This window comes from Pirellulales bacterium, from assembly GCA_035939775.1.
In the GTDB taxonomy this organism is placed as follows: domain Bacteria; phylum Planctomycetota; class Planctomycetia; order Pirellulales; family DATAWG01; genus DASZFO01.
Window position 1 is genome coordinate 1 of the sequence record DASZFO010000047.1, and the last position, 7231, is coordinate 7231.

Consider the following 7231-nt stretch of genomic DNA (forward strand, 5'->3'; position numbering starts at 1 on the left):
GAAGGCCGGCGGTTCCAAACGGGCCTATGTCGAAGTCGTGCCGGTGGAAGTGACCGACGGAGAGTTCCGCATTGACTTCACGGCAAAGGTTGAAAACCCCGCGATTTGTGCGATCGAACTACTTCCGCAGGCTGAGGCAAAGAAAGAAGCGGAGTCTGCCGCCGCGGCAATCCGCGTAAAGGCCGGAGTGTCCGCGCCATTCACAGATTCGAAGGGGCAAGTGTGGCAACCCGACAAAGGTTTCGAGGGAGGCCGGACGAGCCAACTGGTTGGCGGTGCGGGAGGCGGCCGTGGTGGGTTCGGCGGCGGACCCGGTGGCTTCGGCGGTTTCGGTGGTGCCGGTGGCGCTGGGGCCGCCTACGCATCAGTGATTCCGATCGATTTTGATGGCCAGCGCCAGTACGTCCAACTCGCTGCCCAGGCTCTTGTCGGAGTTGCGGCGAGCGACGGCAAGTTCCTCTGGCAGTACAAAGCTCCGGCGAATGGCATGGCCATCAATTGCACCACGCCGCTCTACCACGACGGCATGCTGTTCGCCGCATCGGCCTACGGCGCCGGCGGCGGAATGGTCAAGCTGACAAAAGATGACGGCGGGAAGATCGTCCCCAAGGAAGTCTATTCCACGAAGAGGATGCAGAATCATCACGGCGGGATGATTGTCATCGACGACAGCCTCTATGGAGCCAACGGCGGTAATGGAGGAGGCGCGCTGATTTGCCTTGACTTCAAAACTGGCGAAGTTTTATGGGACCAACGCGGCAAGCGCGAGACGGATAAGGGGTCAGTTGCGTTCGCGGATGGCCGGCTCTACTATCGCGTCGAGGATGGCACGATGCTTCTGATCGAGCCGAATCGAACAAAGTATGTCGAGCGCGGCCGCTTCGAACAGCCCGACCGTAGTGAATTGCCGGCATGGTCGCATCCGGTCATAGCGAACGGCAAGCTGTACATACGCGATCAGGATGTGCTGTTCTGCTACGATATCCAGAAAAAGTGAGCGCAACGGTCTGACCCTTTTTCCAACACTTTTTCCAACACGATTTTCGAGGAGCGGCCGAATTTGTGACCGGTTCTAAATCCCGACGACGTTCACAATTCGGTCCGGCAGTTCGATCGTGGCGATCGTGTGCGGGTTTGCTCGATGCACCGCGCCTGGGTTTAGCACCAGCGTGTTTCCCCGCTGCTCTTGTCGCACGACGTGCGTGTGGCCGTGGCAGACGAGGTTCCAATCGCCGCCGGCGATTGTCTCCTCAAGCAACTCCGCATCGTCGCCGTGCAGCCAGGCGATTCGCACGCCCTCGAAATCGAGTTGGCCGAATGTGCCGTGGCACGTTTGCCCCGCATTCTCGATCGCTCGGGCCAGCGTCTGGCGGTCGTGGTCGCAATTGCCGAAGACAAAATGCGTCGGCCAGGCCGCGAAGAGCGAAATGATTTCGGGAGTGCCGATGTCGCCGCAATGGAGCACCGCTGCGACTTCGAGGCATTCGAGCATTTGGACTGCTGCGCGCGTTCGGACGATGTCGCCGTGCGTGTCGCTGACAATCCCTAAAAGCGTCATTTCAGCAATCCGGGGGCTGACGCCGCCCGGCTCAATGTGTGCGTGTGTCGCGCCAGCGGCGAACTCGCCTTGCGGCACTTCGTCGCCGCCCTATGATTATAGCGTGCGGTTCGCAGAATCGGACCGCATCCTGCTCGCAATCGTATCGCCACTTGCGTCGCGAAACTGGCTGGTCCCCATGTTGATCTCCGCCGCGCCCGAAGTCATCTCCGTCGGCCTTTTGGCGACGCTCGTCATTCTCGTTCCGCTGGCTGGAATCATTGTCTATATGAGGCAGTATCGGCTGACGTTCTTGCAGGGATTCCTGCTCGGACTCAATGCGATCCTCAATCGGCTCCGTTGGCGCACTCGCGTGAACCGGCCGATGCCGATCGCGGCCGGGCAAGGCGCCGTCATTATCGCCAATCACCGCAGCGGCTTCGATCCCGTGTTTCTCCAGATCGCGGCGCCGCGGCTGATTCATTGGATGGTGGCGAAAGAATACTGCGTTAGCCGCTCGCTTGGCTGGTTCTTTCGCGGAGTGGAGGCGATCCCCACCGGCCGTGCCGGCATCGACACGGCCGCGGTGCGGCAGGCGATCCGTTTGGCCCGCGCTGGCGCACTCGTCGGCATGTTGCCCGAGGGACGAATCAACGAGACCAACGAGTTGCTCTTGCCGGGCCGGCCCGGCGCGGCGCTGGTGGCGCTGCGGGCTCGAGTGCCGGTGATTCCCTGCTACATATCCGGCGCGCCCTACAATGGCTCAACGATCGGCCCGCTGTTCATGTCGGCCCGTGTCCAGGTGATCGTCGGCGACTTGATCGATCTGTCCGAGTTCTACGGCCGCGAGAAAGAGCCGGGAGTTACGGTCGAGCTGACCAAGCGGTTCTTGAAAGAAATCGCTCGCTTAGCCGGCGCCGAAGATTTCGAACCCCAAGTCGCCGGCCGCAATTGGAAGCCCGAAGAATTGATCGACCATGGCGGCGAGGACAAACCCGCCGAGCAACTTAAGCGCCCTGCTTGACGGCGACGAAGTGGCCGCTCCTTGCCCGGCTTCATTCGAGTTCGCCGGCGCGCAGGTGGCAATAGCTCTCGTATCGGCGAGCGTCGAGCCGCCCGTCGGCCACGGCATCTTTCACGGCGCAGTCGGTTTCGTGTGTGTGAGTGCAATCGGGAAACTTGCAGAGGCTCACGTAGGGCCGCAGATCGCGATAGCAGCCGGCGACCTCTTCGGGAATCACGTCCCAAAGCTGGAATTGTCGAATGCCCGGCGTATCGATCACGTATCCGCCGCTGGAGAGCGGCAACAGTTGAGCGGTCGTCGTCGTGTGCCGTCCCTTCTGTGATTCGGCGCTGACGGTCGCCACCCGCAGATTCAACTCGGGCTCGATCCTATTCAGAAGCGAGGATTTTCCGACGCCGCTCTGCCCGACGATCACGTTCGCCCCGCCCGCCATCGCGCGCCGCAGCCGTTCAATTCCCAAGGCCGTCTTGGTGGACGTGAGGAGAACTTGATAGCCCATTCGGCTATACACGCCGACGAGCGGCTCGAGACCGGCACGATCGACCAGGTCGACCTTGTTGATGCAGATGACCGCGCGAATTCGGTGCTGCTCGGCGGTGACGAGAAACCGGTCGATCAAATTCGGCTTCAAATACGGCTCCGCCGCGCTCGAAATAATCACGATTTGATCGACGTTAGCGACAATAATATGTTGCCGGCCACGGCTCGAACGCGAGAGCACGCCGCGCCGCGGCTCGATCCGCTCGATGATCCCATCGCCCGATCGGTCGGAGCGGAAATAGACCCAATCGCCGGCTGCGACCACGTGCCGCTGATCGGTGCTGAGGGTCCGCAGCAGGCGGCGCGTGACGCATTGGTGCAGCGAACCGTCTTCGGCTTGCACCACACTCGTCAGGCCATGCACCTTGAGCACGCGCCCACGGCGGCTGGCCCCTCCGACCTCGGGCCGCACTGCGAAGCCGCCTTGATCGGCGTCGGCCTCCTGGCCAATCACCGTCCGTTTGCGGGTCAGTTCGCCCTTGCCGCTGATCCGCTCGTCGCGCGGCGCGTCGAGCCTCTGCTCGTCGTCGGTCGAGAACGACCGGGTGAGATCGCCGGTTCGCGGCCGCGACCCGCGGTTCTTGCGAAAGTCCGTGCGAATCTTCTTGTTCTTTTTCGCCATCCGGCGACTACACGATCCGATTCGGGTCCTTGATCTGTCCAGCCGAGTTGTCGAGCACGTTGTAGCGCTTCGGTTCCGCGCCGGGGAGCGGTTTGCCGGGGCGCGTCAATCCGGCCCGTTCGAGCAGCGACTTCGAGAAGATTTCGTTCTGCTGATCCTCGGCCGGCGGCGGGCCGACGGCGCCGAGATCGATCGGCGAATAGTTGATCTCATATTTATGCTTGGCGACCGCCAACTCATCTCCCGGGTCGAGTCGCTTTTCGGTCACCCGCGATCCGTTGACCTTAACTCCATTCTTGCTCGCCTGGTCCTTTACGTACCAATACCCGGCGATCAACGTGAGTTGGCAATGGTGGGTCGAGACATTGGGGAATCGCAAGACAATATCGCAGCTTTCACGCCGCCCAACCAATAGCGTCCGTTTCAACAGCGGAATGGGGTCGCCGCCGCCGATCGGCACCAATTCCCCTAAGGATTGTGGTTCCGCGAACATAATGCCTCCGCTTGTTACCGATTTCCGATGACTTTATGATGAATCCGCGTGGCGATATGCCACCGCGACCGTTCCTATTCCAACTGTAAACAAACGCCTTTTAACCGTCAACGAATTCTATGGCCGTCGGAGCCGAAATCGCGACGAATTGGCGCGAGGCGGGCTTGCGGTACTACGCTTATAACTTCTTCCTCCGCCGCAAGTTCGGTTGCCGAGTGCAAAAGGTCAGCATCGACGCGGGCTTCACCTGTCCCAACGTCGATGGCACCGTGGCTCGCGGCGGCTGCACGTTCTGCGATAACCGCAGCTTTAGCCCCAGCCGCCGCCTGCCGCGGCAAGGGATCGCTGGCCAGATCGACGAAGGCATCCGCCGCCTCAAATGGCGCTATGACGTCGATCGCTTCATGGCCTATTTTCAGCCGGCGACAAACACCTATGCCCCGGTCGCCCGACTCCGGCCCCTCTACGAAGCGGCGATCGCCCATCCCAAGGTCGTCGGGCTGGCGATCGGCACTCGGCCGGACTGCGTGCCCTACGAGGTGCTCGATCTGCTCGCCGAAATGGCCGAACGAACTTATCTCTCGGTCGAATACGGAATGCAGACGATGCACGATCGCTCGCTCGACTGGATGAACCGCGGCCATCATCACGATGCTTTCATCGATGCCATGGAGCGGAGCCGCGGCCGCGGATTTGAGATCTGTGCCCACGTAATGCTCGGCCTGCCCGGCGAATCGCACGCTGACATGCTGGCAACCGCCGGCGAGTTGGCCCGTTTGCGGCCGGACGCGGTGAAGATCCACAACCTCTATGCCGTCAAGAACACGCCGTTGGCCGACCAGGTGGCCGCCGGCGCAGCGACGTTGATGGAGCGCGACGAATACATCCGCACGCTGGTCGATTTCCTCGAGTTGCTCCCGCCGGATTGCGTGGTGGAACGGATCAGTGGCGAAGCCCCGCCCGATTATTTCGTCGGCCCCTCGTGGTGCTTGGACAAACCGGCGATCCGCGCCGCGCTCTTTGCCGAACTCGCGCGCCGCGACACGTGGCAAGGGAAACGATGCGATGGTTACCCCGCCGTCTGTCGCGGGCGATAGATTTCGGTCGCGGTGCCGAGGTAGGCTTCGTTGGCGAAGGCCAGCGTTTCGCTGAGCGTCGGATGCGGATGGATCGATTCACCGATGTCGCGGGCGGTGCAGCCCATCTCGATCGCGACGACTCCTTCGGCGATCAATTCGCCCGCTCCGACGCCGACGATCCCGACGCCCAGCACACGATCGGTTTCGGGATCGATGAGAAACTTCGTCAGGCCTTCGGTTCGCCCGAGCGATTGCGCCCGCCCGCTGGCGGCCCAAGGATATCGGCTGACTTCGATCGCCAGCCCCTCGCGGCGGGCCAGTTCTTCCGTCAGCCCCGCCCAGGCGATCTCGGGATCGGTAAACACGACGGCGGGAATCGCCAGTGGATGGAATTCGGCCGGCTCGCCCAGAAGCGCCTCGACCGCCACTTTCCCCTGATGCGACGCCTTGTGGGCCAGCATCGGTTCGCCCGCCACGTCGCCGATCGCCAGAATGTGCGGATCGGCTGTCTGCTGGCGATCGTCGGTGACGACGAACCCTCGCTGGTCGATTTTGACTTTTGTGCTCTCCAGGCCCATATCGTTGCTATTCGGCCGCCGGCCGACGCTTACCAACACGCGACTAAACTGCTCGGTCTTGTCCTCGCCGCCCTCGGCCCCCTGAAACCTAACCTCGATTGAGTCTTTATTATCGGCCAAGGAGACAACTTTCGTCTTCAGATGGATCTCCGCGAACAGCTTTTCAAGCCGGTTGTGAAGCGGCTTGACCAGGTCGCGGTCCGCGCCGGGAAGCAAGCCATCGGTCAGCTCGACGACGCTTACCTTGCTGCCGAGTTCCGCGTAGACGGTCCCCATTTCCAAGCCAATGTACCCGCCGCCGACCACCAAGAGCGATTCGGGAACGTCAGGCAATTCGAGCGCCCCGGTCGAGTCGATGATCCGCGGCGTGGGCAGATCAAAGGCGGGGATTCTCATTGGCCGCGATCCGGTGGCCAGGATGCAATGTTCGAAGATGAGCCGATCGGTTTGCCCCGGCTTATCGAGCCGATCGAGCCGCAGCGTGGTCGAGTTCTCGAAGTAACCGCGGGCCTGGATCACCTCGACGCCGCGCCGTTTCGCCAGTTGCTTTAGGCCGCCCGAGAGCGTGTCGATCACTTTCTCCTTGCGGGCGCGCATCTTGGCGATATCCATCCGCGGCGGCGAGAACGCGACGCCCCATTGCTCCATTTCCTTTGTTTCGCTGAGCACGCGCGCCACGTGAAGCAGCGCCTTGGACGGGATGCATCCGCGCAGCAGGCAAACGCCCCCCAGCCGCGGCTCGGCCTCGACGAGCGTCACCTTCGCCCCCATATCGGCGGCGAGAAATGCGGCGGCGTAGCCCCCCGGTCCGCCACCGAGCACAACCAATTGCGTTTCCATGAGCACCCTTCTTCTCGTACCCGGGCGGTGCCTGGGTACGTATCGCCGAAAAAGCTCTGCGTTCTCGATTCAAACCGTTAGACGAAATAGTCTGTGCGACGTTCGCCCGACCGTCAAGCATGGGCATCATCGGCCCAGCTTGCGATTCGGCATTGTCGCAGGTAAACTTTCGGCAGACGGCATTTGCGGCCGAGTGTCGCGTCGTAGCGCCGTTTCCCGCCGTTTGACCTCGTTTGCAGCCAGCCCGCCGAGTCCTCCCCGCCATTCTATACATCAGGAGCAATCGCATGCGCGCGATCCACCGCCATCCCGTTATCTTGTCTGCCAGCCTTGTTGCGGCGTTCGCTTTCGCTGCATTGGCCGCAGCACCGCAGACAATCAAGGAAGGGGATTGGCCTCAATGGCGCGGCCCGAACCGCGACAGCGTGTCGACGGAGACCGGGCTCTTGGACAAGTGGCCGGAAGACGGCCCGCCGCTGCTCTGGACGGCCAAGAACCTTGGAGCGGGTCTATCGTCG

8 protein-coding genes are annotated in these 7231 nt (G+C 62.1%); 4 read left to right on the plus strand and 4 right to left on the minus strand.

Annotation, left to right across the window (positions count from 1 at the left end):
- Positions 1-997 (plus strand): PQQ-binding-like beta-propeller repeat protein (locus tag VGY55_02115; protein ID HEV2968753.1); only part of this gene is annotated, 997 nt, incomplete at its 5' end.
- Positions 998-1072: 75 nt separating this feature from the next.
- Here VGY55_02115 and VGY55_02120 read toward each other — a convergent pair.
- On the minus strand, positions 1073-1558 hold the full coding sequence (locus tag VGY55_02120; protein HEV2968754.1) for a YfcE family phosphodiesterase: 486 nt from the start codon (positions 1556-1558) through the stop codon (positions 1073-1075).
- A 178-nt stretch (positions 1559-1736) separates the two neighbouring features.
- On the opposite strand from VGY55_02120, the gene VGY55_02125 reads away from it, so the two are divergent.
- A complete protein-coding gene (locus VGY55_02125) occupies positions 1737-2561 on the plus strand; it encodes a lysophospholipid acyltransferase family protein (protein HEV2968755.1) in 825 nt (274 codons plus the stop codon).
- 31 nt (positions 2562-2592) lie between these two features.
- On the opposite strand, the gene rsgA is transcribed toward VGY55_02125, so the two are convergent.
- Both rsgA and VGY55_02135 read right to left on the minus strand, forming a co-directional pair.
- Complete coding sequence (gene rsgA, locus VGY55_02130) at positions 2593-3723, minus strand: ribosome small subunit-dependent GTPase A (protein ID HEV2968756.1); 1131 nt, start codon at positions 3721-3723, stop codon at positions 2593-2595.
- A 7-nt stretch (positions 3724-3730) separates the two neighbouring features.
- Positions 3731-4216, minus strand: a complete 486-nt coding sequence (locus tag VGY55_02135; protein HEV2968757.1) for an FHA domain-containing protein — start codon at positions 4214-4216, stop codon at positions 3731-3733.
- A 119-nt stretch (positions 4217-4335) separates the two neighbouring features.
- Between VGY55_02135 and VGY55_02140 the strand changes: the two genes are divergently transcribed.
- Entirely contained in the window at positions 4336-5313 is a 978-nt protein-coding gene (locus VGY55_02140; GenBank protein HEV2968758.1) for a TIGR01212 family radical SAM protein, read from the plus strand.
- Here VGY55_02140 and lpdA read toward each other — a convergent pair.
- The gene (gene lpdA, locus VGY55_02145; protein HEV2968759.1) at positions 5286-6713 is read right to left on the minus strand and encodes a dihydrolipoyl dehydrogenase; all 1428 of its coding nucleotides are present in this window, start codon (positions 6711-6713) and stop codon (positions 5286-5288) included. The genes VGY55_02140 and lpdA overlap by 28 nt on opposite strands.
- Positions 6714-7000: 287 nt before the next feature.
- On the opposite strand from lpdA, the gene VGY55_02150 reads away from it, so the two are divergent.
- The coding region (locus tag VGY55_02150) for a hypothetical protein (GenBank protein HEV2968760.1) at positions 7001-7231 on the plus strand (231 nt) is incomplete at its 3' end.